This window comes from Silicimonas lutimaris, assembly GCF_047314965.1.
Taxonomy (GTDB): domain Bacteria; phylum Pseudomonadota; class Alphaproteobacteria; order Rhodobacterales; family Rhodobacteraceae; genus JAVJUV01.
In genome coordinates, this window is record NZ_JBLBVK010000038.1 from 32,261 (window position 1) to 54,047 (window position 21,787).

Here is a 21,787-nt window from a genome sequence, read left to right on the forward strand (position 1 = left end):
ATTGATGGCACCCTGCCCCAAGGACCCGACCCTGTCATCCGGAACGCCGCGTCAGTCCTTCTTTCTGGCGCAAATACGGCGGGGAGCGCGAGGGGCAGCGCCCCTCGCACGGATCGGCCCCGCAAGGGGCCGAAACAGTCACTATTCCGCTGGAATCGCCCGATCCAGTTCGACCGGAACCTTGAGCTTGTTCAGCATCTCCCTGGGCACGACCTGAAGGAACTTTCCCTTCTCCTCGTCCCAGTGCTGCAGCAGCGCGGCGGCCTTCCGGCTGTTGGTCTCCGACAGGTGCATCTCCAGAAGCGTTTCGAGCTCGGTCATGTAATGACCCTCGTTCACACTCGTCACCACCAGGCTTTCGAGGTTCATCAGGTCAAGCGCCGTGCCATCGGCATCGTAAAGATACGCCATGCCCCCGGTCATGCCGGCTCCGAAGTTGGCGCCGATCTTGCCCAGAATCACGGCCACGCCGCCCGTCATGTACTCGCAGCCGTTCGAGCCGCAGCCTTCGACGACGACCTTGGCGCCCGAGTTCCGCACCGCGAAACGCTCCCCGGCACGACCTGCGGCGAACAGGTAACCGTCGGTCGCACCGTAAAGGACGGTGTTCCCGATGATGACGTTGTCCTCGGCCACCAGAGGGCTGACCATGGGCGGACGCACGACGATCGTGCCGCCCGAAAGGCCCTTGCCCACATAATCGTTGGCGTCACCCGAGACTTCCAGCCGCAGACCCGGCGCCGCGAAGGCGCCCAGCGACTGGCCGGCCGAACCCTGCAGCTTCACCGTAAGGTGATCGCGCTGCAGGCTGTTCCGCATCCCGAAACGCCGCACGATGTGGCTGGACGTGCGCGTGCCGATGGTCCGGTGCGTGTTCTGTACAGCATAGGACAGCTGCATCTTCTCACCATCCTCAAGGAAGCGTGCGGCATCCTTGACGATCTCGGCATCCAGAGTGTCCGGTACGGAGTTCCGCGCTTTTTCGCGGTCATAGACGATGCGGTCCGCACCATCGACCGTGATCAACAGCGGGTTCAGGTCGAGATCGTCCAGATGCGCCGAACCGCGGCTCACCTGGCTCAACAGGTCAGCGCGACCGATGACCTCGTCCAGCGACCTGGCACCGATCTTGGCAAGGATCTCGCGAACCTCCTGCGCGTAGAAGGTGATCAGGTTCACCACCTTGTCAGCGTTTCCGGTGAACTTCTCGCGCAGTCGCTCGTCCTGCGTGCAAACGCCGACCGGGCAGGTGTTCGACTGGCACTGGCGCACCATGATGCACCCCATCGCAATCAGCGCGGCGGTGCCGATGCCGTATTCCTCGGCACCCATCATTGCAGCCATCACGATGTCGCGCCCGGTCCGCAGACCGCCGTCAGTCCGCAGGGTGATCCGGTCGCGCAGGTTGTTCATCGACAGAACCTGATGCGCTTCGGTCAGACCCATCTCCCACGGCAGACCTGCGTACTTGATGCTGGTCGCGGGCGACGCACCCGTGCCGCCATTGTGGCCCGAGATCAGGATCACGTCAGCCTTTGCCTTGGCCACGCCCGCCGCAATGGTGCCGACGCCCGACGAGGCAACCAGCTTCACCGTGACCTTGGCGCGCGGGTTGATCTGCTTCAGGTCGTAGATCAGCTGCGCCAGGTCCTCGATGGAGTAGATGTCGTGGTGCGGCGGCGGCGAAATCAGCGTCACGCCCGGCGTGGAGTGGCGCAGGCGCGCGATCAACTCGGTGACCTTCATGCCCGGCAACTGGCCGCCCTCGCCGGGCTTGGCGCCTTGGGCAACCTTTATTTCCAGTTCCTCGCACTGGTTCAGGTATTCGGCGGTCACGCCGAACCGGCCCGACGCCACCTGCTTGATCTTGGCAGACGGGTTGTCGCCATTCGGCTCCGGGTGGAAATGCGCCGGATCCTCGCCGCCCTCGCCCGAGTCGGACTTGGCGCCGATCCGGTTCATCGCGACGTTCAGCGTCTTGTGCGCCTCGGGCGAAAGCGCCCCCAACGACATGCCCGGGGTCACGAACCGCTTGCGGATCGAGGTGATGCTCTCCACTTCTTCCAGCGGAACCGGCTTGCCCAGCGGCTTGATGTCCAGAAGATCGCGCAGATGGATCGGCGGCATCGACCGCATCTTGGCCGAGTACTGCTGCCACATGGCATAGGACGCCTTGTTGCAGGCCGCCTGCAGCATGTGCATCGACTGCGCTTCCCATGCATGGGTCTCGCCCGAGCGGCGCGCCTTGTAGAACCCGCCAATCGGCAGAACGCTGTCGCCGGCGAACCCGCGCGCATGAACCTCTTCGGCCTTCTTCTGAAGACCCTGAACGCCAATGCCCGAGATACGGCTGTGCATTCCAGGGAAGTATTCGTGGACCATCGCGCGCGACAGGCCGACGGCTTCGAAGTTCAGACCGCCCCGATAGGACGAGATCACCGAAATACCCATCTTCGACATGATCTTCAGAAGGCCCGCATCGATGGCCGCGCGATACCGCGCCACCGCCTCGGTCAGCGTGCCGTTGATCAGTCCACGCTTGATACGGTCGGCGATCGAGTCCTCCGCCAGGTAGGCGTTCACGGTCGTCGCGCCGCAGCCCACAAGAACCGCGAAGTAATGCGGATCGATGCATTCAGCAGACCGGACGTTGAGACTGCAGAACGTCCTCAGACCCTTGCGGGTCAGCCAGCTGTGGACGGCGGATGTGGCAAGGATCATTGGCATGGCCACCTGCCCTTCGCCCTGATGCTGGTCCGTCAGGATGAGATGGCCGGCGCCCGAACGCACTGCGTCCTCGGCTTCCGAGCGAACGCGCTCCAGCGCCTTCTGCAATGCGCCCTGCCCCTTTCCCACGGGGAAGGTGCAGTCGATTTCGACCATGTCATCGTTGAAATACTCGACCAGCCGCTCGAACTGGGCATTCGCCACGAAGGGGCTGTCCAGAACGATGATCTCGGTCTGGGACGAATCCTGGTCCAGCACGTTCTTCAGGTTGCCGAAGCGCGTCTTCAGGCTCATCACACGGTATTCGCGCAAACTGTCGATCGGCGGGTTCGTCACCTGGCTGAAGTTCTGCCGGAAGAAATGGCTCAGCGGCCGGTACTTCTCCGACAGCACCGCTGACGGCGTATCATCGCCCATGGACGCCAGCGTTTCCTTGCCGTCCTCGGCCATAGGCGCAAGGATCTGCTCCAGCTCCTCGATCGAATAGCCGGCCGCGATCTGCCGGCGGCGCAGTTCGCCATCTTCGAACAGGGGCTTTTCGGTCAGGCCCGACAGCTCGTCGTCCAGTTCCGTGATCTTGCCGACCCACTCGCCGAACGGCAGGCTTGCGGCCAGCGCGTCCTTGATCTCGGTGTCGTGGAACAGCTTGCCCTCTTTCATGTCGACCGCGATCATCTGCCCGGGGCCAAGCGCGCCCTTTTCGATCACCCGCGCCTCGTCGGTCGGCACCATCCCGGTTTCCGATCCGGCGATCAGCAGACCGTCGCCCGTCACCGTGTACCGCATCGGGCGCAACCCGTTCCGGTCCAGCCCGGCGCAAACCCAGCGGCCATCCGTCATCGCCAAAGCCGCGGGACCATCCCAAGGCTCCATCACAGCGTTGCAGTAGGAATACATGTCGCGCCACGCCTCGGGCAGCTCGACCGCCTGCTTCGACCAAGACTCGGGCACAAGCATCGTCTTGGCCATCGGCGCATTCCGCCCGGCCCGGACCAGCACTTCGAACACCGCATCCAGCGCCGCCGAATCCGACGCGCCGTTCGCGATGATCGGCTTGATATCCTCCGCCGTGTCCCCGAACGTCGCCGACGCCATCCGGATCTCGTGCGATTTCATCCAGTTGACGTTGCCCTTCAGCGTGTTGATCTCGCCGTTGTGCGCCAGCATGCGGAACGGCTGCGCCAGCCACCACTGTGGGAAAGTGTTGGTCGAATACCGCTGGTGATAGATCGCGAAGGCGCTCTCGAACCGTTCGTCCTTCAGATCGGGATAGAACTCGGCCACCTGCTCGGCCAGCATCATGCCCTTGTAGATGATCGACCGGCAGGACAGGGAGCACAGGTAAAGCGTCGGCACCTGCGCCGCGGCGGCGGCTTTCTCGATCCGGCGGCGGATCACGTACAGCTCGCGCTCGAACGTCTCTTCGTCCACGCCCTTGGAATTCGAAATCAGGATCTGCTCGATCTCGGGCCGCGTCGCATTGGCCTTCTCGCCCAGAACGGACGTGTCCACCGGCACGTGACGCCAGCCATAGATGTAATAGCCCATCCGCAGGATCTCGGTCTCGACGATCGTGCGGCAGGTCTCCTGCGCTCCGAAATCGGTGCGCGGCAGGAACACCTGACCCACTGCCATCATCTGATCCTTACGCGGCTCGTGGCCGGTGCGCTTCACCTGGTCATAGAAGAAGGGAACGGGGATCTGTACGTGGATGCCGGCGCCGTCGCCGGTCTTGCCGTCGGCATCGACCGCGCCACGGTGCCAGACCGCCTTCAAAGCGTCGATCCCGTTCTCGACCACCTTGCGCGACGGCTTGCCGTCGATCGAGACAACCAGGCCCACACCACAGGAGGAATGCTCCGTATCCTCGGTATAGAGACTGTTTTTCGCCATCCACGCCCGGCGTGCTTCCTCGGCGGCAGCCCAGTTTTCATCATACTTGGTCATGATTTCTCTCCCGCAAGGTAGTCCTGCAATTTCGCCATCTTTTCGGCTTCCGTCGATTGTGAAGCGCCGGGGAACGGCGCCAGCCATCCCGGTCGGTAATCCACGAAAATTTCACGCGTCACGGTCAAACCCGACTGGTCGTCCAGCGTGCCCGCCGCAACGCTGCTGATCGGCTTGCCCTTCATCTTCCACCAGAGCGTCGAGCCGCAGGTGCCGCAGGTCACCCGCTCGCCCCAGTCGCTGGCAAAATGGCTGACCGTCGCCTCCTGCCCCTCGACCTGGGCGTCCCTGACATTCACCGAGTACAACGGTCCGCCGCCCGTCCAGCGCTGGCATTGCGTGCAATGGCAGGCCAGAATCTCGTCCTCGACCTCGGCGCTGTATCGCACGGCGCCGCACAGACATTGCCCGGTTCGGCGCGCCATCAGCTCTCCTCCCCGCAGTCGAACATCGTGATGTTCAGCATGAAACCCTGATCGCCCGCGCGCAGAATGCGCACCGGCTCTCCCGGAATCTCTTCGGCGAAACCATCTATCTCCAGCTTCGACGGCCCGGTGAACAGGGTCTGGGTCGCCAGGTCCAGATACATCTCGCCCGAAATCTCCCAGACCATCGTTCCCAGGTCCAAAGCCCCGACGACGGCGATGCTCTCGATGTCACCGCCTTCAATACTCTGCACGTTCCCGGTCATTGCGGCCGACCCGGTGAACTCGGCTTCGCGCGGTGCGACCATTTGAAGATCGACAAGCGCCGTCTGGTCGACCTGGTCCACGCCATCGGTCAGAAGGTTTGTCAGCGAGAACGGATCGCGGTTGTCGGTCAGCTCCAGAAGGAAGCGCATTCCCTCGGCGTTCCAGCTGCTGACGAACTCGAAATCCGCGTCCGCGAACTCAACGTCCGTCAGTTCGCCGTCCTCGATCATCTCGCTCCGATAGATCAAGCCGTCCGGCGTCTGGCAGCGCAGCACATGTTCGGCCACGCAGCCGCGCTTCTGGACGCTGTAAAGCGGTTCACACTGGTCGCGCGGCACAAGCTGACCGCTCTCGTCCGCAAATGCGGCGAGCGGCATCAGCACCAGACCGAGCGCAACCGTGCTCCTCAAGCCTTCATCCTTCGTTACCAGATAGGTCAGCATCACTGTCTGACCGGTTTCCAAATTCCTGCACCTCAGTGCGCACTTGCCATACGCTTTGCCGACACTTTGCCGACGCTGCGCCGACCCTATTCCGCGGCAACAGCATTCGGCGCCAGGGCATCCGTCAGGATGGCCTCGGCGGCTTCGCGCCCGTCGCGGATCGCCCAGACGACCAGCGACGCGCCACGCACGATGTCACCCACGGCATAAACGCCCTCAAGGCTGGTGGCATGGGTGCGGAAATCCGCCTTGATCGTGCCCCAGCGGGTCACTTCAAGCCCCTCGACACCCCAAAGCTTCGGCAGGTCTTCCGGCTCGAAGCCCAGCGCCTTGATCACAAGGTCCGCCTCTTCGACGTAATCCGACCCTTCGATCAGTTCTGGCATCTGACGGCCCGTCGCATCGGGAGCACCCAGACGCATGCGCTGTGCCATCACGCCATTCTCGCTGATCCCGGCAGGCGCTGTCAGCCAGACGAATTCCACACCCTCTTCCTCGGCATTGGCCACCTCGCGCTGCGAGCCGGGCATGTTGGCGCGGTCGCGGCGATAAAGGCATTTCACGCTGGTCGCGCCCTGCCGGATCGCGGTGCGCACGCAGTCCATGGCGGTGTCGCCCCCACCGATCACGACCACGCGCTTGCCCTCGGCGTTCAGTTCGCCACTCTCGAACTCGGGAACCTGGTCCCCGAAACTCTTGCGGTTGGACGCTGTCAGGTAGTCGATCGCGCGCACGGCCTTTCCTCCGTCCGGCCCGGGCAGGTCGCGGCTTTTGTACACGCCCGTGGCGATCAACACCGCGTCGTGTTTCTTGCGAATATCCTCGAAGGAAATGTCCTCGCCGACGTTGCAGTTCAGAACAAACGTCACGCCGCCCTGTTCCAGCTGTTCGATCCGCTGCATGACGACAGGCTTCTCCAGCTTGAAGCCAGGAATGCCATAGGTCAGCAGCCCGCCGGCGCGGTCATAGCGGTCATAGACCGTCACCTGCACACCAGCCCGGCGCAGCGCGTCCGCGGCGGCAAGGCCGCCCGGCCCGGCGCCGATGATACCCACGCTTTCCTCGCGCTCCTTCGCCGGCTTGATCGGCTTGACCCAGCCCTTCTCCCAGGCGGTATCGGTGATGTATTTCTCGACCGAACCGATGGTGACTGTCCCATGTCCGGACTGCTCGATGACACAGTTGCCTTCGCACAGGCGGTCCTGCGGGCAAATCCGGCCACAGATCTCGGGAAAGGTATTGGTGGCCTGGCTGATCTCATAGGCCTCCTGAAGACGGCCTTCGGCGGTCAGCAACAGCCAGTCGGGAATGTTGTTGTGCAACGGACAATGCGACTGGCAGTAGGGCACGCCACACTGCGAACAGCGCGAAGCCTGCTCCTTCGCCTTGGCGTCGGCATACTCCGCGTAAATCTCGTCGAAATCTTCTTTCCGCACACTCGCGTCACGTTTCACGGGCATGTCACGTGGCACGGTTACGAATTTCAACATCGGATTCTCTGCCATGGGCCTCTCCATCTTCGAAACGCCCTATTATGACGGAACGCACAGAAAGAAAAGTCACTTATGCTGACCTATTTTCGATTATTTCGATGCCGCCGCGCAGCATCGAGGTCTCGTTTGGAGATTTTTAGGTCCGGTTTGTTACCTATTATCGATCTTTCCATTGAGTCACAGATGGTTAGATTGGCGCGGAATTTACCAAAAAAGCAGTCCGCATGCCCATCCTACACCTTGTAATTGTCGCGCTTATTCAGGGCATTACGGAATTTCTTCCGATTTCCTCGTCTGGGCATTTGATTCTTCTGCCGAATCTTACCGGACTCGCTGATCAGGGTCAGGCAATTGATGTGGCCGTGCATGTCGGCACCCTTGGCGCTGTCATCCTTTACTTCTGGAGCGATGTCCGACGTGTCCTCGCAGGTTTGCCAAAGGTCGCGCGGCGCCAGATCGACGACCAGAACGCATGGCTTGCACTCTGCCTGATCATCGCGACGATTCCGGTGATCATCGCCGGCCTCGCCATCAAACTGATCGGCTTGGATGACGCACTGCGCTCAATCACGGTCGTCGCTTGGGCAACGATCATATTCGGCCTGGTTCTGCTGTGGGCAGATCGCACTGGCGCTCACGACCGGGAAGCAGAGGCCTGGACGCTGAAGCACGCTCTGGTGATGGGACTATGGCAAGTGATCGCTCTGGTCCCCGGCACGTCACGTTCCGGAATCACGATCACCGGCGCAAGACATCTGGGCTACAAGAGGCACGACGCTGCACGTCTCGCCATGCTCATGTCGATTCCAACGATTCTAGCCTCTGGCGTACTTCTATCCGCCGAAGTCGCAGCCCAGATGGACGTGGCGCTTGCGCGCGATGCCGCGATCGGCGCAGCATTCGCTTTCGTTGCGGCCTTGGGCGCACTTCACTTCATGATGCGTCTGCTTAGATCGGTCAGCTTCACGCCCTACGTGATCTACAGGATCATCCTCGGCGCGATTCTTCTGGCGATCGCCTACACCTAACCGCGCAGGTTCTTCGCGCTGCGCGTCAGGTCGGAATACTGACCGTCCGGCCGGAACATCCACAGATAGGACGGCAGCACGGCGGCAAGCGAAGTCGGCCGGATGCCAAGGTCTGCAAGCGTCCTTGCGCCATCCGACACGATGTTGTCCCGCGCCAGCTGCCGAACCTGATCGACGGTCACCGGCGAAGGCGCAAGGCCTCCGGTCAGAAAGCTCAGCGCCCCGAAGACGCGGCCCATCGCTCGACCGACCCAGAATGGCAGGCCTATCACAAGGCGGCGGCGACGCACGACACCAAGCATCGTGTGCATCAGCTCGCGGAACGTCGCGACGTCGGGACCACCCAGCTCATAGATCCCGGACTCCGCTTTTCCGAGAACCGCCATCTCCGCCGCCGCGGCAACGTCATCGACATAGACCGGCTGGAACTTCGTCTGGGCCCCGAACAGCGGGATTGCCGGAGCCATTCGCGACATGCCGGCAAAGCGGTTGAAGAACTCATCCTCGGGCCCGAACACGATCGAGGGGCGAAGAATAACGGCCGAAGGAAACGCCGCCAGAACATCCTCTTCGCCCTGACCCTTGGATCGGGCATATACGCTGTCGCTGTCGATGTCCGCGCCAATCGCCGAGACATGAACAAGACGGCCCACGCCCTGCTCAGCCGCAATCCGGGCAATTCGACCTGCACCTTCATGTTGCACCGCGTCAAAGGTATTCCTGCCCGATTCGGCCAGAATGCCCACGCAGTTCACAACAGCGTCCGCCCCCGACATGACTTCGCGCACGCTGTCGTCGTCGCGAATGTTGCAAAAAACGGGCTCGACTTGCCCGACGACACCGTAAGGTTTCACAAACATCGCCTCATTCGGACGACGCACGGCAACGCGCACGCGCCAGCCCTGCCGCGCCATACGCTGGGCAATATATCGTCCGACAAACCCAGAGCCGCCGTAGATCGTAACAAGTTTCGACATGAGACTAGGCCTCGTTTTTCCCGGTTCGGGTGTAGCCGCCGCATCGCCGGCGGGCAAGGCGCAAATCGACGCGCGATTGCCCGTTGACAGGCTCCTGTCCTGCGCTTATGTCCCCCGCTCACGACACCTGCCCAGGTGGCGGAATTGGTAGACGCGCTAGCTTCAGGTGCTAGTGTCCGTACGGACGTGGAGGTTCGAGTCCTCTCCTGGGCACCAATCCTCCGAAGGCTTCGGAGAATTGCATGACCAACCATCTTCATCACCGCGATCTTCCCGACGACCTTGGCTTCGGCTCATCGGTCGCGATCGACTGCGAGACGATGGGGCTTAACCCTCATCGTGACAGACTCTGCCTTGTTCAGCTGTCCTTCGGCGACGGCGACGCGCATATGGTTCAGATCGAAAGGGGACAAGACAGCGCGCCCAATCTTGAACGGCTGCTGGCGGACAAATCGATCCTGAAACTCTTCCACTTCGGCCGTTTCGATATCGCCGCACTCTACAATGCCTTCGGAGCGCTCGCCGAACCGGTATACTGCACCAAAATCGCGTCCAAGCTGGTACGTACCTATACTGACCGCCACGGCCTCAAGAATCTCCTGGAAGAGTTGCTGAACGTCGACATCTCGAAGCTTCAGCAAATGAGCGATTGGGGCGCGCCTCGCCTTACCAATGCACAGCTTGACTATGCGGCATCTGATGTTCTGTACCTGCACCGTCTGAAAGAACGACTTGATGAGCGGCTGGAACGGGAAGGCCGAACCGACCTTGCCCAGGCGGCATTCGATTTTCTTCCCACGCGCGCTCGGCTGGATCTTGCCGGCTGGCCCGAGATTGATATCTTCGCGCACTGACCAGGAAGGCCTATATGGCTGCAATGGATCGCGCCGACAAATACTCCAGGCTTGTGCTCTGGCTCAAGGTGGCTCTGCCACTTGCCGCGCTCGCAATCCTGTCGACACTTTTCTTCGTCGCCGAAACCCTGGATCCCGAGGCGGCCGTTCCCTATGCGAAAGTGGATGTGGAACGCATTCTTGCGGAACAGGGCATGACTCGCCCAACCTTTGGCGGTGTGACCACTGAAGGAGTCGAGATCGCCCTGTCAGCCGAATCAATCCGGCCCGGAGCAGACCGGAGATCGCGACTGATCGGCAAAACACTAAAGGCAGCCCTGACCATCCCGGATCGCGGCGAGATCACGATACAAAGTCCGGAAGGAATGATCGATGCCGATACCGGTCAGGCCATCCTGCAGGGTGGCGCACTTCTGGAAAGCTCTACAGGCTACCGGATCGAGACCGAATCCATCGCAACATCGTTCCGAGAGGCGAAGGCGTGGTCTGACAACGAAGTCCGGATCACGGGGCCTGCGGGCGACATCACCGCAGGAGCGATGGAACTTCGGCGCCAACCCGGAGAAGAATCTGGCTACCTTCTTGTTTTCAAGGAGGGTGTACGCTTGCTATACGATCCTAAGTCATGAAAAAAATCTTTAGCTCACTTCTCGCCTTTCCGTTTGTCGTGATGACCGCGACTGGGCTTCTGTCGCAAGGTGCCGGCATCGCAATGGGGACGACTAGCTTCGACGCCGGTCAACCGGTCGAAGTCTCCGCCGACACTCTCAGCGTCGACCAGGGAACAGGCCAGGCTGTCTTCGACGGGAATGTTCTGGTGGTACAGGGTGACGTACGCATGACCGCCGGCCGTATCCTTGTTGTCTACGCTACGGCCAACGGCGGCTCGGCAAGCGGAATTGACCGGTTGGAAGCCGAAGGCGGAGTTACCTTCGTCACCGCCACGGACGCTGCCGAAGCGCAACAGGCAACGTATTCAGTTGCGACCGGGACGGTCACCCTGTCGGGCGAGGTGCTGCTGACGCAGGGACAGAACGCGATTTCCGGGGATCGGCTTGTCATCGACCTCGCTTCCGGTACAGGCCAAATGGAGGGCCGCGTCAGAACCGTTTTCGGAACCGGAGGCGGAAACTGATGGCTGCGCCAACCTTAAGTGTCGAGAACGGCGATCAGGGTCTGAAAGTCAGGAACCTGCGCAAGTCTTATCGCAAGCGCCCGGTGATCCGCGATGTCAGCCTGGAACTCATGCGGGGCGAGGTCGTTGCCCTTCTCGGCCCAAACGGCTCCGGCAAGACAACCTGCTTTTACGCGATCGCCGGTCTGGTGATGCCAGATGGCGGCCAGGTCATGATCGACGGGCACGATGTGACCAACTATCCGATGTACCGGCGCGCCAAGCTGGGAATTGGCTATCTGCCGCAGGAAAGGTCAATTTTTCAGGGCCTCAATGTCGAGGACAATATCCTGGCGATCCTCGAAATCGTCGAGAAGGACAGAACGCGCCGCCGCGAACGCTTGGAAGAACTTCTGAACGAGTTTTCGATTTCGCACCTGCGCCGCACCCCGTCCGTAGCTTTGTCTGGCGGTGAACGCCGGCGTTGCGAAATTGCCAGAAGCCTTGCCGCCAACCCCAAGTACCTTCTTCTGGACGAACCCTTTCCGGGTATCGACCCAATCGCCGTAGGCGACATCCGCGACCTTGTTATTGATCTCAAGGAGCGCGGGATCGGCGTTCTGATCACCGACCATAACGTCCGTGAAACTCTGGAAATCGTCGATCGCGCCTACATCCTGCACGATGGTGGCGTCCTGATGAGTGGAACCGCCGATGAGGTGGTGAATGACGAGAAGGTCCGCAGGGTCTATCTTGGGCAAAGCTTCCGCATCTCGTAAGCAACTCGAGTTACATGCAAACGACTCATTGACTTCGGACCGCCGTTTTGCCCCAATGAAGTCAATGAAAACGAACGAAGTCTTTATGACTGACACGGTCCAAAGAAACCGCTTTGATTGCCGAGAGGCAGTTTATCAGGCACCCACATCCATCATCATTAACGGTCGTGCACCAAGTGCGGGTCGAGTCGTTCCGCTCGCCTAGAAGGGAGAACAGCCATGCAGTACCAGATCACCGGAAAACAGATCGACATTGGCGAAGCGCTGCAAACACATGTCCGCGACAGCCTCAACGAAGTAGTCGCGAAATATGCAGGCCGTCCCACCGACGCCAATATCGTTTTCTCGAAAAGTGGTCACGAGCATGTCTGTGAAGCGACCGTTCACCTTTCCACAGGACTCACTGCCCAGGCCAAGGCCCACGCGAACGAGATCTATGCCGCCTTCGACGCCTGCGCCGAAAAAATGGAAAAACAACTGCGGCGTTATAAGCGCAGATTGAAGGATCATCATCGCGAGCGCGCCCAACCTGTTGAACTTCTTCAGGCATCCTCCTATATCCTCGCCTCAACGGAAGGACCGGAAGAATCGGAACCCGAAACACTCCAGCCCATGATCATTGCCGAGATGGAGACGAAGATCCCTTCTTTGTCCGTCGGTGAAGCTGTCATGCAAATGGAGATCGCAGGGGCGCCGGTTCTGGTCTTTCGTAACGAAAAGCAGGGGTCCGGCGTGAACATCGTGTATCGCCGGGATGACGGGAACATAGGCTGGATCGACCCGAACTGATCTGTTGGGGTCCGGGACTGGTCGGAACTATCGGCGGGATACGATAGATATGGATTTGACAAAGATCTTGCGACCGGACGCAGTGCGTGCGGTCGTCGCGACGAGCAGCAAGAAACGCCTGTTCCAGGAATTGGGCGAGCTTGCAGCATCAGTCTATGGGCTGAAGTCAACCGATGTGTCCAGCGCATTGCAGGAACGCGAAAGCCTTGGCCCCACTGGCGTCGGGCAGGGTATCGCGCTTCCGCATGCTCGGCTTGAGGGTCTTGAAAAAGTTGTCGGCCTGTTCATCAGGCTCGAGAAACCCTTGGAGTTCGACTCGGTCGACCGCAAACCGGTCGATCTGGTCTTCGCTCTGCTTGCTCCGCAGGATGCTGGCGTGGAACACCTGAAGGCCTTGGCCCTTGTGTCGCGGACCATGCGCGATCAGGGACTGTGCGCCAAGCTCCGCGCCAACTCGGACACGGCCACTCTCCACACGATTCTGACGGAAACTCCAAGCGTTCAGGCTGCCTGAGTCATCGGCGTCCAAGCCTCGAATCCGAAGAACACATAGTCACGGCGATATGCTGCCTGGCATGCCGCATCTATTTCTGCTGTTCGGATGCTTTCCAAAGGGAATTGTGCCTCCAGATGGAAAGCGCCGCCCGGCCAAGAGGCATCCGCGCATCCGACAAGCTCGGCAAGTTGCTCCAACTCCGTCGAAACCGTGTTCTCACGGACTACCCTGTCAGGCACGGCGAAACGCGAGATGGCCTCCAGGAAGCTCAACTGCGAAGCCCAGCTGTAGTCCACCCTCACAGATGTCTGACCGCCCAAGTTTCCGCCAAGAAAATTCAGGAACGCCAGAAACGAGTCCCTTTGCCGATCAATCGTCCAGTCCTCGCCAGGCCCGTCCACTGGCAACTGCACGTTGTAGCGCGAAACAAGCGCCTCACGGATCTCGCCATAACCATCGATCCCGGATGGAAGCACGAATTTGCAGAAGGCATCGTAGGCACGCGGCAGGGGATGCCGCAGAATGGTAAAGGATCGATGCCCGGGATGCTGCCGCATCCAGCGCCGCACCTCCTTTTGAGTCATGCCTCGATCAACGCTTCCCTCCGGATCCAGCCTTTGCATCCAACTCGGGGCAGGGTCGGGTCCGGCACCTCTGATCGGCATATATAAAAGAGGCACCGTTCGGCAGGCATGAAAGAGCCGAAGCCCAGGGCCTCGCTCGGGCTCATGACTGGGAATATAGCCGAGGTCTGGCAAAGCGAGCTGCCGCAGCGCATCCTCGGCCGCCGCTGCGTTGGTCAGCCGCTCGGAAACCGGCTTTGGGTTCTGCACCTTGGCGCGCACCTTGGTCTGATCCGGAACCCCACCTGATCCCAGAAAACGTCCAAGGCCGGCGATCACTTGAGGATCGGACAAGTCTGAATAGTCCAGCTGGAAAGCCGTTTGTCCGGTAACCTGGAGAGCGTGGCGAATCCGTTCCTGATAGGCAGTCAGCGTATTCAGGAACTCTGCGTACTCAGCTGCATCGAAAACGACCTTGGCAGAACGCGCTGCCTGCATGTCGCCCAGCCACCACTGCCCTGTCTGGCGGGCGATCTTGAGCGACACATAGCTGTCGACGGGCCGCCGCGTCAGGACGATCTTCGCACAGCTCGGGTCAGCCAGAACATGGTCGATCACCCGCGGATCGTGATCATAGAACAAGCGGAACCCCGGAAGTCCGACGGCCTGCTTGCACATGGCATCGATGACACACACCGGATCGCGGTCGCGGGCCTCCAAGGAAAGATCGAACTGCTGCGACTGCTTGGGGTTCCCGAAGAAATGTGGATTGAACAACTCGCCGTAGGACTGAATTCCCGGCATAGCGGCCAATTGCTCTTCAAGAAGGTTCGAGCCGGTGCGCATCCCCGCGAGCACTACGAAATAGTCGTGGTAACCCTTCGGCATGCTAGCGGAGCCTGATCACGTTGGCCCGCTTCTCATGCTCGTCCGGAAGTGCAAGGCCGGACAACTCTCCCGCCAGATACGGGTTCATTCCGGCATTCCGCAAAGACTGACAAAGCTCCTTGAGTCCCGTCAGATCGCTGAAGCGGGGCAGGCTCGACAGCATCCGATTGTCCGTACCGGTCAGATCGTCAAGGATACGCTGAAACGGCTCGGACGGGCGCTGCAGAACATCCGCCAATGTCCAGATATGGCTTTTTGCAAAGCTGCGCCTTTCCTTGAACCGCTCAATGAACCGCGACTCTTCAGCCTGCAGGCGTGCCGCTTCGGCTCGTACTTCTGAGGCCTGTCTTCCCGAATGCAGCAACGGGATGATCCATGCGCCGGAGATCACGAACACGGTCGCGTTCCTGTCCCGGGCAAGCATTTGACCAATCTTCAGGTTGTCCCGCGGAGATAGCAGAAAGGACTGATGCTCACCCTGAGTGTTCCAGATCAGGTTCCGTAGAAAAGCCTCGGGATCATAGTCACGCAGAGCTGCGCTGTCAGGTAATGCACCTGCCCACATAGTCTCGTTGCCAGAGAATTCGGCCCGGTCCGGAGCGAACAAGTGCCCGTGCGTCCGGCTGCCGGTCTGGCTTTCCACCCACCCGGCGAAGCTTTTGAAAACATCGTCAAACCCGTGGAAAACCGCGTAGGGCGCTGCGGTTACGCCGTTCTCGAACCCCTCGCGCGGATATCGCCCGGCCATTGCAAGTCCGGCTCGTCCGCTTGTCCTCTGGTGAACCGCCTCTCCAAATATCCGATCGGCAAAGGAGCCTGGAACGCCGCTGGACATTGGTTTCGGCACCGGCTCCGAAGACAGGAAAGTCCCGTACAGGCGCTTCGCGCCGGGCCAGATTTTACGGGCGAAATACGCCGGGCTGTCCGCCAGCATACCAAGATGGTCGTCATAAAAGACGTGCGGCTTTCCCTGGAAGTCGAACTTGGACAATGTCAGCGAACGGCTCTCGATCCTGGTTCCATGCCGCCGGACCAGGGTCTGGAAATAGCTCTCGTCCGGAATCCAAACTCTTTGGAAGTAGCGGTCCAGGACAGGGCGTTCGGGGTCGTCGAGAATCTTTTCCAAGGTTTCCCGCGAAAGACACCACCACTGCGAACCAAGATGCGGTGTCACACCCAACGGTACGGCCCGTTTCCAGCCTATGCTCCGCTGAAGTTCGACCCAAGCGTCGAACAAACGTCGGTTCCGCTTCCATGCGAAAGGGAAACTCAACGTGAACCTTTCTTCACTCAACCCGCCGGCCGTCCACGGAACGTCTTCCACCGTTACGCTTTCGATGAAGTCGGTGCCCTGGTGACGGGAAAGAAAAGACTTCAACTCGGCAATGGGCTTGATCGGCAGGCAGGCACCCGAGATCAGCACCACGTGCCGGATTCCTGGATTCTGTGCGAGCAATTGCTCTGAGGCGCCTCGCGAGGCCGCCACCAAAGACCAGGTCCCCCAATCACACCTGAACCTTTCGGCCAACGATATTCTAGGCTCGGAGGCGATCCTGCCGACAAGCCTGTCGAATTCCCTCCCGGGCGTACGCTTGTCGACATGGATCACAACCGGACACCCCTCCGCCGCGATTCCATGGGCGACATCTGCCGCGCGGTTCAGCGCTGTATGGGCAAGCATGACGAAACCGACCGTCATGCCCAGTTGCCTTTCGACATAAGTCCCAGCATCTCCAGCTGGCGCCAGCCCATGTATTTTTCGGACCATGCCGACCAGAGGCCGGGCTCGCTTTCCGCTGTCTGGTGATAGGCGGCGTACTCCCGCCCCCCGGCAAAATGCTCGCGCCGTTCGACTTCTTCCGCCGCCTTGGCAACAAAACTATCAAGGAACTTGGCATGCAGCAGGCAGCCCGACGCTTTTTCTCCTCCGGCCTCGTCATAGACGTTGTTCAATCCACGCGGCAAAAGCATGTGCGTCGAGCTGACATAGGTGAATCTACGGTCCCAGCGCACCAGCGGAGTCTTATTCAACGACGGCGCTTGTTCTGGCGTTTCAGCAAAATAGACCCGCGCTCTCGGACCTCCTTGAATCCAAAGGTTACGGTATTTCGGATTGCGTGAGATCATGTAGTTCCCGGGATCGAACCACTCAGCCAGCTCAAACGGATTCTGCCCTTCTCGATAGCGTATCCCCGCAAGGGGCTTGTCCGGATACATGTCCAGAAGCATGGTTCCGAAACTACGGATGCCGGATTGATCCAACCAGTCACAGAGGGCCGGAAGCGGACGCGTATCGCAGAACGGATAAACAAGGAATTCGTCCGGATCGAGCGTCAATGTCCAATGTCCGTGACCGTGACGGAGCTTAAGCCAGTTCAACCAGTCGGTACCGAAGCGGCTCTTCCGATAACTGGCGTCGGTCCGCCATAGAGAAACGTCGGCTTCGCCCGCAAGGAACTCGGCACTGCCGTCGTCAGAGCCGTTGTCGACGAAGAGGAAGTGATCCACCCCCAGACGGCGATAATACTTCAGAAAGTAGCGCAGTCTTGGTCGCTCATTGCGAATGGTCGAGAAAGCAAGGATTGCGTTTGGTGAAAGCCGCCCAGTTCGATTTGCGACAGGTATCAGCTCGCGGCGCTTCCGAATGGCGCGCGCCAGCCAACGTCTGCGCTCAAGGCGTAACCTGTATGCCGAAATGACGCCCAAGCTCTCCTGTCCACCCCAGGTCGCCGGCGTTTAGTGACCGGCGTTCAGATCAATCCGAAGACTCGGTCAAAGTGCTTTTCCCAGGTCGGAAGCCGGAAGGCCCGCAAGGCAGCATGACGCCGGGACTGCTCTGCCAAATCTTCGCTGGCCAAATCTCTGATGGCCTTGAACCATTGATACATGTCGTCGGTATCTGCGTAAACGGCCATGTCGCCCAGATGGATTTCGGTAGTCCGCAATGGTGCGGAAATCGTCGGAATCCCCATCGTCGCCGCTTCGAAGGGCGGCAGGCCGAATCCTTCGACATGACTTGGAAACAAAAGCGCGGTGGCCCCAGCCAGTTGCCGTTTCATTTCCTTGTCCGGCAACGGACCCAACTCGAAAACCGTCCGGCCCATCATCGGCGAACGATCAAGCCTGTCGAACACTTCCTCGTTGCGCCAGCCGCGGGCTCCAATGATCCGAAGCTCCGGAATCCGGCTCTCATCCATCTTTCGATGCATCCGCTCCCAGATATCCAGAAGAAAACCGTGGTTCTTGCGCGGTTCAATCGTTCCTATGACCACGAAGTAGGGCTTGTCCGATTTTACCGGATCGACGGGCGGAGCACCGATATCGACCCCCAGTGGTGAAACGATCACAGGCACGCGGTGACCGGTACCAACCATCCGGCGCTCGACGCTCTCGCGCACCTCGTCCGATGGGACAATGATGTGGTTCGCGAAATTGATCACGGTTGTGAGGCGCTCGACAAACTTGGCGCGGGAAGCCTCGGTTTGAAACTGGGGATGGTCGATCGGAATAGTGTCGTGGATCATGACGATTTTGGTATGATCCGGCATTTCCATCATCGCCCGCATGGTCTGAGGATTCAGGTTCGTATGCCCGACATTGATGTAGGCAAGCCCATTGGGCATCCGCCACATGATCTTTCGGATCGAAAGAGTCGCCGCGCGAGAGGACGCAATGGCTCGGATGGTAGACGCCTGGTCCGCCCCATCGAGGTCGGTCCGGTCCAGATAGTCCGGCAGGCGGGGCAGCCTGTCCGGCTCGAACATCAGAAACCCGCGGGGCGTCCGGATGATTGCCCATCCACTCCGCCGGATCACTTCGTCCAGATAGGCGCGCTCAACGCGGTCGATACCCGTGGCGGGTCCACGCCCCAAACGGGAAAACGATCTGCTGAGATCAAGTACAGGAGTGGCCACGTACCGTGCTCGTCGTTCTTATTGGTGTCCGGACCTGTTTACTCGGCAACGCGCAGAAGTGGAACGGTATCTCTCAAGAAAGCTGCAAACTCGTCCTGAAGCTCGGGGCGTGCCAAGGCGAAACTGACCGTCGCCTGGAGAAACCCTGCCTTTGAACCGCAATCGAAACGTTGACCGCTGAACCGCAAACCGTGAACCGGCCGCCCATCCTCGATCTCCTTCGCGATTGCATCGGTTAGTTGAATTTCCCCGCCCGCACCCAGTTGGGCATTGTTCAGATTGTTCAGAACGTCGGGCGCCAGGATATAACGGCCAATCACAGCAAGGTTCGATGGAGCCTCGGACATTTTCGGCTTTTCGACCATACCCCGCACGGACACAAGATTCCCCCGTTCCGAGTTTACATCGAGAATGCCGTAGGATGATGCCTTCTCCCGAGGCACTTCCATCGCCGCAACCATCGAACCGCCGGTTTCTTCGTAGGCCTCGATCATTTGTTGCAGGCAAGGCGTATCGGCAGCGATCACGTCATCGGGAAGGATGACCGCAAAGGGCTCATCATTCGCAATCAGGCGACGGGCGCACCAGACAGCATGCCCAAGGCCCATTGCCTTGTGCTGACGGATATAAGCAATGGCGCCGGACTCCATGTTCGACGCCCGCAACGCTTCCAGAAGTTGGGTTTTTCCGCTTTTTAGCAGCGCCGCCTCAAGCTGCGGAGCGTGGTCGAAATAGTCCTCGAGAGCACCCTTTCCGCGAGACGTGACGAAAATGAACTCCGTGATACCGGCTGCCCTTGCCTCGTCGATCGCATACTGGATCAACGGTCTATCGACCAGCGTCATGATTTCTTTAGGGACGGATTTGGTTGCTGGCAGAAAGCGCGTACCCAACCCCGCTACGGGGAAAATCGCCTTGGTCACCCTGCGTTTCATAAAATACTTCGCCCTTCCTCTGGACACACACAAAAACACTCGTTGTCAGCGCCTGCGGACCTGACCGGGCTGACATTACTTACCATCGTCCAAACCGCGTCTCTTTGCAACGCGGGCTATCTCTTCATCTGCCCGTCTTGCAAATCTGCACCACCTGAAACGCCTTCCGGTTGATTCTGTTTCCCGAAACTGTCCACCGGCATGCAACCAGACACCGCGTTCGGTGTATCGCACAGTATGTCGCCATGAAGTTAAGGAGAAACTGAAGACGCTTGCGCGCGCAGCCCGTCGGGCGAGATCTGTTGCATGGCGAAGCGCCGACGCTCGGCCGAACCGGCGGGATACCAAAACCTGGTGACCCGCTGGCAAAGGGCTTACCTTCAGGAAGATTTCAGGACCGGTCGGCAAACGCGGCAAACACTCAAGACTACACGAAATTCCTTCACTCCAGCCAATCCTCAGCGAATGCATCAGCCGTCCGATGTCCCCCGGTTCGAGGTCGCCGCGGATCATGTGACCGACGGCTCTCTTGCGTTCATCTTTCGCCGTGAACTCCAGAAACTCCTCCACGGGTTCGCGGGAATGCCGCCTCAGGAAAATGGCAGTACTGCGCCCCACGTCGAACAGTGTTCGGGGCGCACGGCGCGCGGTTCGAAGGCACGAGGGCTCCAATGAGTGGTGCACCTCAGCCAATGGCGTGACCACGGATCGATGGCCCGCGTCGGAGAGCCGAAGCGAAATATCACTGTCTTCGAGGAAATAGTGATAGTTCGAATCAAACCCTCCCAACGCGCGCAACACATCGCTTCGAATCGCCATGTTGGTACCGATCAGCTTGACCGCTCGACCCTCAGGCAGGTCAGGCACAAACGGAGATTCTCCATCGGCCCTTTCGTCGTGTGTCCTGGCCTCGCGATCAATCGAGTGAAAACGTGACTGAAATCGAATTCCGTCTGGCCCCCGCACGAAACCCACCGACGCTGTAGCACCGCTTTCCAGAAGGCTGGAGTCATGATGGGTAAGCCAGGTTGGTTCAGGTACCGCGTCGTCATCGATGAACGCGAGCACGTCGCCCGCAGCGGCGGCAACCCCGGCATTTCGTGCTGCGCTCAGGTTGGGCTGATCGAACCGCACAAAGCGCAACCAGCCCCACTCGGCCCCCGACAACGCGTCGTCGGCCAAGGCATCGCCGACAACGACAACCTCGAAATTCGGGTAATCCAACTGCCGGATGGCCCTTAGAGTTCGAAGCAAGGAACGCGGACGTTCGCGCGTGGCGACGATGATACTGAAGCGTTGTGACGCTTCGGGCCACATCACTCCGCAGCCAGTTCCACACCGGGTGCGAAGGCAAGAAAATGCCCGTTTCTGAATCCCGGTTTGCCATAGCGCAGCGGTCGCCGCGTCTCTCGGTCGAATACCTCACCTCCGGCGGCCCTAAGCACGGCATGTCCTGCCGCGGTGTCCCACTCCATAGTCGGCCCGAGGCGGGGATAGAAATCCGCTTCGGCGGATGCCACGAGACAAAATTTCAGGGAAGAACCGGCGCTCACCGCATCGGCGACCCGATAGAGAGAAATATAATCGTCTGTTGCCTGATCCCTGTGCGACTTCGACGCAACGACACGAAGTGCGTCGTTGTCGGGCTCCGATACGTGAAGCGCAACGGTTCGGCCGGGTTCGTCCAGATCGAAGGCACCCACCTCTTCAAGCGCACCGCCCTCGGCCGCAGTCATGAACAGGCGCTCTTTGGCCGGGGCGTAAACCACGCCAAGCGTTGGCACGCCATCCTCGACCAGGGCGATATTCACCGTGAAATCGCCGCGCCGCTTGATGAACTCCTTGGTTCCGTCCAAGGGATCAACAATCAGAAACGTCGTGACATCCAGATTGTGGGTCGCGGCTTGCTCTTCCGTGACAAGCGGCAGGTTCGGAAACTCTTTCGACAAACCGGCTGAAATCAGCCTGTCAGCGGCTTCATCCGCCTCGGTGACCGGACTTGCGTCCGATTTCGACCGCACCCCCAGATCTTCCCGGCGATAAACTTCCATTATCGAGTTGCCTGCTTCGATCGACAGGCGACGCATCGCCGATAAAAGTGCTTTTCGGTCAATACTGGCCATTTTCGGACACCATTCTCTATCAAAA

19 protein-coding genes and 1 tRNA gene are annotated in these 21,787 nt (G+C 60.0%); 8 read left to right on the top strand and 12 right to left on the bottom strand.

Annotated elements, in window-relative coordinates; all coding sequences use genetic code 11:
* Positions 1-141: 141 nt before the first annotated feature.
* The 4 genes from gltB to ACKLNI_RS04420 all read right to left on the bottom strand — a co-directional run bounded on the left by gltB (position 142) and on the right by ACKLNI_RS04420 (position 7,314).
* Entirely contained in the window at positions 142-4,674 is a 4,533-nt protein-coding gene (gene gltB, locus ACKLNI_RS04405) for a glutamate synthase large subunit (RefSeq protein WP_413717818.1), read from the bottom strand.
* The gene (locus tag ACKLNI_RS04410) at positions 4,671-5,099 is read right to left on the bottom strand and encodes a GFA family protein (protein ID WP_413717819.1); all 429 of its coding nucleotides are present in this window, start codon (positions 5,097-5,099) and stop codon (positions 4,671-4,673) included. Before ACKLNI_RS04410 ends, gltB begins: the two co-directional genes overlap by 4 nt.
* On the bottom strand, positions 5,099-5,809 hold the full coding sequence (locus tag ACKLNI_RS04415) for a hypothetical protein (RefSeq protein WP_413717820.1): 711 nt from the start codon (positions 5,807-5,809) through the stop codon (positions 5,099-5,101). The genes ACKLNI_RS04410 and ACKLNI_RS04415 overlap by 1 nt, the downstream gene beginning before the upstream one ends.
* A gap of 86 nt (positions 5,810-5,895) precedes the next feature.
* Positions 5,896-7,314 carry an NAD(P)-dependent oxidoreductase gene (locus ACKLNI_RS04420; RefSeq protein ID WP_413717821.1) on the bottom strand — a complete coding sequence of 473 codons (1,419 nt, stop codon included), beginning with the start codon at positions 7,312-7,314 and terminating at the stop codon, positions 5,896-5,898.
* Positions 7,315-7,526: 212 nt separating this feature from the next.
* Between ACKLNI_RS04420 and ACKLNI_RS04425 the strand changes: the two genes are divergently transcribed.
* Positions 7,527-8,330 carry an undecaprenyl-diphosphate phosphatase gene (locus tag ACKLNI_RS04425; protein WP_413717822.1) on the top strand — a complete coding sequence of 268 codons (804 nt, stop codon included), beginning with the start codon at positions 7,527-7,529 and terminating at the stop codon, positions 8,328-8,330.
* Here the strand turns inward: ACKLNI_RS04425 and ACKLNI_RS04430 are convergent.
* Positions 8,327-9,307, bottom strand: a complete 981-nt coding sequence (locus ACKLNI_RS04430; RefSeq protein ID WP_413717823.1) for a complex I NDUFA9 subunit family protein — start codon at positions 9,305-9,307, stop codon at positions 8,327-8,329. The two genes, ACKLNI_RS04425 and ACKLNI_RS04430, sit on opposite strands and share 4 nt — an antisense overlap.
* Before the next feature lie 129 nt (positions 9,308-9,436).
* Between ACKLNI_RS04430 and ACKLNI_RS04435 the strand changes: the two genes are divergently transcribed.
* From ACKLNI_RS04435 to ACKLNI_RS04465, 7 genes are all read left to right on the top strand, one after another.
* A tRNA-Leu gene (locus ACKLNI_RS04435) sits at positions 9,437-9,523 on the top strand.
* A 26-nt stretch (positions 9,524-9,549) separates the two neighbouring features.
* Complete coding sequence (locus ACKLNI_RS04440) at positions 9,550-10,161, top strand: ribonuclease D (RefSeq protein ID WP_413717824.1); 612 nt, start codon at positions 9,550-9,552, stop codon at positions 10,159-10,161.
* A gap of 14 nt (positions 10,162-10,175) precedes the next feature.
* Positions 10,176-10,790 carry an LPS export ABC transporter periplasmic protein LptC gene (gene lptC, locus ACKLNI_RS04445; protein WP_413717825.1) on the top strand — a complete coding sequence of 205 codons (615 nt, stop codon included), beginning with the start codon at positions 10,176-10,178 and terminating at the stop codon, positions 10,788-10,790.
* Positions 10,787-11,296 (top strand): lipopolysaccharide transport periplasmic protein LptA, encoded by a 510-nt coding sequence (gene lptA, locus ACKLNI_RS04450; RefSeq protein ID WP_413717826.1) that lies wholly within the window; start codon positions 10,787-10,789, stop codon positions 11,294-11,296. The genes lptC and lptA overlap by 4 nt, the downstream gene beginning before the upstream one ends.
* A complete protein-coding gene (gene lptB, locus ACKLNI_RS04455; RefSeq protein WP_413717827.1) occupies positions 11,296-12,054 on the top strand; it encodes an LPS export ABC transporter ATP-binding protein in 759 nt (252 codons plus the stop codon). The genes lptA and lptB overlap by 1 nt, the downstream gene beginning before the upstream one ends.
* Positions 12,055-12,273: 219 nt before the next feature.
* Positions 12,274-12,843 (top strand): ribosome hibernation-promoting factor, HPF/YfiA family, encoded by a 570-nt coding sequence (hpf, locus tag ACKLNI_RS04460; RefSeq protein WP_413717828.1) that lies wholly within the window; start codon positions 12,274-12,276, stop codon positions 12,841-12,843.
* A 49-nt stretch (positions 12,844-12,892) separates the two neighbouring features.
* Complete coding sequence (locus tag ACKLNI_RS04465) at positions 12,893-13,357, top strand: PTS sugar transporter subunit IIA (RefSeq protein WP_413717829.1); 465 nt, start codon at positions 12,893-12,895, stop codon at positions 13,355-13,357.
* Here the strand turns inward: ACKLNI_RS04465 and ACKLNI_RS04470 are convergent.
* The 7 genes from ACKLNI_RS04470 to cysQ form a co-directional block, all read right to left on the bottom strand.
* Positions 13,345-14,790, bottom strand: coding sequence for a nodulation protein NodH (locus ACKLNI_RS04470; protein WP_413717830.1), 1,446 nt, complete (start codon positions 14,788-14,790; stop codon positions 13,345-13,347). The genes ACKLNI_RS04465 and ACKLNI_RS04470 overlap by 13 nt on opposite strands.
* Position 14,791: 1 nt before the next feature.
* Positions 14,792-16,489: a DUF5927 domain-containing protein gene (locus ACKLNI_RS04475; RefSeq protein WP_413717832.1), complete on the bottom strand. Its 1,698-nt coding sequence runs from the start codon at positions 16,487-16,489 to the stop codon at positions 14,792-14,794.
* Positions 16,486-17,496: a glycosyltransferase family 2 protein gene (locus ACKLNI_RS04480; RefSeq protein ID WP_413717833.1), complete on the bottom strand. Its 1,011-nt coding sequence runs from the start codon at positions 17,494-17,496 to the stop codon at positions 16,486-16,488. Before ACKLNI_RS04480 ends, ACKLNI_RS04475 begins: the two co-directional genes overlap by 4 nt.
* A gap of 44 nt (positions 17,497-17,540) precedes the next feature.
* On the bottom strand, positions 17,541-18,704 hold the full coding sequence (locus ACKLNI_RS04485) for a glycosyltransferase family 4 protein (RefSeq protein ID WP_413717834.1): 1,164 nt from the start codon (positions 18,702-18,704) through the stop codon (positions 17,541-17,543).
* 38 nt (positions 18,705-18,742) lie between these two features.
* A complete protein-coding gene (gene galU, locus ACKLNI_RS04490; protein ID WP_413717835.1) occupies positions 18,743-19,639 on the bottom strand; it encodes a UTP--glucose-1-phosphate uridylyltransferase GalU in 897 nt (298 codons plus the stop codon).
* 75 nt (positions 19,640-19,714) lie between these two features.
* On the bottom strand, positions 19,715-20,956 hold the full coding sequence (locus ACKLNI_RS04495) for a glycosyltransferase family 2 protein (RefSeq protein WP_413717836.1): 1,242 nt from the start codon (positions 20,954-20,956) through the stop codon (positions 19,715-19,717).
* The gene (gene cysQ, locus ACKLNI_RS04500) at positions 20,956-21,753 is read right to left on the bottom strand and encodes a 3'(2'),5'-bisphosphate nucleotidase CysQ (RefSeq protein ID WP_413717967.1); all 798 of its coding nucleotides are present in this window, start codon (positions 21,751-21,753) and stop codon (positions 20,956-20,958) included. The genes ACKLNI_RS04495 and cysQ overlap by 1 nt, the downstream gene beginning before the upstream one ends.
* Between the last annotated feature and the right edge of the window lie 34 nt (positions 21,754-21,787).